2 protein-coding genes and 1 pseudogene are annotated in these 2,274 nt (G+C 41.0%); 1 reads left to right on the top strand and 2 read right to left on the bottom strand.

Going from position 1 to position 2,274, the window contains the following annotated elements; all coding sequences use genetic code 11:
• Positions 1 to 230 (bottom strand): annotated as a pseudogene (locus E1176_RS02125) (prolyl oligopeptidase family serine peptidase); the annotation flags it as partial.
• A gap of 104 nt (positions 231 to 334) precedes the next feature.
• Here E1176_RS02125 and E1176_RS02130 point away from each other — a divergent pair.
• Positions 335 to 1,069 (top strand): tryptophan-rich sensory protein, encoded by a 735-nt coding sequence (locus E1176_RS02130; protein ID WP_155208927.1) that lies wholly within the window; start codon positions 335 to 337, stop codon positions 1,067 to 1,069.
• Here the strand turns inward: E1176_RS02130 and serS are convergent.
• Positions 1,062 to 2,274 (bottom strand): serine--tRNA ligase (serS, locus tag E1176_RS02135; protein WP_155208928.1); only part of this gene is annotated, 1,213 nt, incomplete at its 5' end. The genes E1176_RS02130 and serS overlap by 8 nt on opposite strands.

Raw genomic sequence — 2,274 nt, forward strand, 5'->3', positions numbered from 1 at the left:
AGATACGCAAAGGTCACATCATTTTGGGCTTTGACCCAACCCGCTGTCTCCTCAGATGTATCATCTTCGAGCCACCTGTAGGGGTCCGGCACCTCTGTTTCAAAATATTTATCTACTGTATCCACCTTTTGCGTTTCAGGGTAATTCATTGCTTTTTCTTTCTCATCTTCTTTTGACTGGCACGAAACCACAACAATTGCTAAAACTGCAAATAACGATAATCGATTCATGATGTTTTTATTTAGTATCTTATTAAAGATATAGAAAACCTAATTCCGGTTTTGCTCATTATTGATAGGTGGTAAATGAATTCTGTAAATCAAAAATATAGGGTATGAAACTCGCTTATTTAAATTTGGTCGGTTTGTTATTGGTTATCACAGTAAACGCATTGGCCAATGGCTTGCCAATAAATGGACTGACCACTGGAGAAATCTCGGCCATGTATCCCAACTTATTTGTGCCAGCGGGTATTACCTTTTCTATTTGGGGCCTTATCTATTTATCCTTAGTCGGCTTTTGCATATACCCTTTTGTAGCCAAAGATTTTGATGTGTTAGAAAGAATAGGCGTACTATTTTTTGTAACCTGCCTGCTCAATGTAAGCTGGATCATCGCCTGGCATCATCTCTATGTTTTTCTTTCGTTGGCATTAATGCTGTGTTTTCTATTTTGCCTAATTCTGATTTACGTAAGATGCAGAAAATCTCCCCCACAACGGAAAAGGGAGAAATGGTTGGTGTATAAGCCCTTCAGCATTTATCTCGCCTGGATATGTGTGGCTACGATAGCTAACACAACAGCATATTTAGTGTCCCTAGATTTTACCCCTCCCTCTCCCATGTACTGGGCTGTGGCTATGATTTTAGCCACACAGCTGTTGGTATGGATTGTGAATATTAAGTATCACGACATCGCCTACTCACTGGTGATTATTTGGGCACTCCTTGGCATAGTGGTAAAACAAAGCGACACAGGTTTTGACGCTATCGTCTATACCTGTGTCGCTTCTATTTTCTTTACTACACTCAATGCCTTTTACTATCGCTATCGCTCAGCGATTAGTTAATCATATCGAAACCAGTGTAAGGTAAGAGCACTTCCGGAATTTTGATTCCCTCAGCAGTTTGATTGTTTTCTAACAAGGCAGCCATAATTCTAGGCAATGCCAAAGCACTACCATTTAATGTATGGCAAAGGTGTTTTTTATTGTTTTCGTCTTTATATCTAAGCTTCAGTCTATTGGCCTGATAAGTCTCAAAATTACTCACCGAGCTTACTTCAAGCCACTTTTCCTGAGCCGCAGAATAAACCTCCATATCAAAAGTCTGAGCTGACGTTATGCCCAGGTCACCAGCGCATAAGTTAAGCACACGATATTGCAAGCCCAGTTTTTCTAATAAACCCTGTACATACTCACACATCTCTTTCAAAGTATCATATGATTTGTCAGGGTGTTGCACCTGCACAACTTCTACCTTATCAAACTGATGCAACCTATTGAGGCCTCTCACATGAGCACCCCAGGAGCCTGCCTCTCTTCTAAAACATGGTGTAAATCCTACGTGCTTTATCGGCATTCTATCTTCAGCGATTATTTCTCCCCGGTACATATTAGTAATAGGTACCTCCGCTGTAGGTATCAAAAAGAAATTCTCTTCTTTGATGTGATACATCTGCCCGTCCTTATCAGGTAATTGGCCGGTACCATAACCAGAGTCTTCGTTAATTACGATTGGCGGTTGCACTTCATCATAACCCTGCTTAGTTGCCTCGTCTAAAAAGAAATTAACCAAAGCACGCTGAAGTCTTGCTCCTTTACCTTTGTAAAAAGGAAAGCCAGCACCTGTCACTTTTACTCCAAGCTCAAAATCTATGATGTCGTACTTTTTGATCAGGTCCCAATGAGGCACGGCTCCGTCATAAAGATCAGGTGTAGTGCCATGCTCTGCTATTACTTCATTGTCATCTTCTGAAGCACCAGCAGGCACATTGTCATTTGGTGTATTAGGGATGTTGTATAATAAATCAAGCAGTTCGTTTTCATACTTGGTCTGCTCCTCCCCCAACTCCTTACTCTTACTTTTAAGATCTGCAGACTGCGCTTTAATTGTATTAGCCTCTTCTTTTTTGCCCTCCTTCATCAATCCTCCGATTTGCTTAGAGAGTGCATTAGACTCAGCCAATAATTCCTCATGTTTCATTTGGGCTTCTTTACGTTTATCATCAATCGTAAGTAAGCGCTCGATGGTTTCTGAAGCCTGAGGGAAGGCC

This window comes from Fulvivirga aurantia (assembly GCF_009711475.1).
GTDB classification, from domain to species: Bacteria; Bacteroidota; Bacteroidia; order Cytophagales; family Cyclobacteriaceae; genus Fulvivirga; species Fulvivirga aurantia.

Excerpts from the sequence above, each read along its gene's own strand:
- E1176_RS02130 (WP_155208927.1), top strand. The coding sequence starts at position 335 with ATGAAACTCGCTTATTTAAATTTGGTCGGTTTGTTATTGGTTATCACA.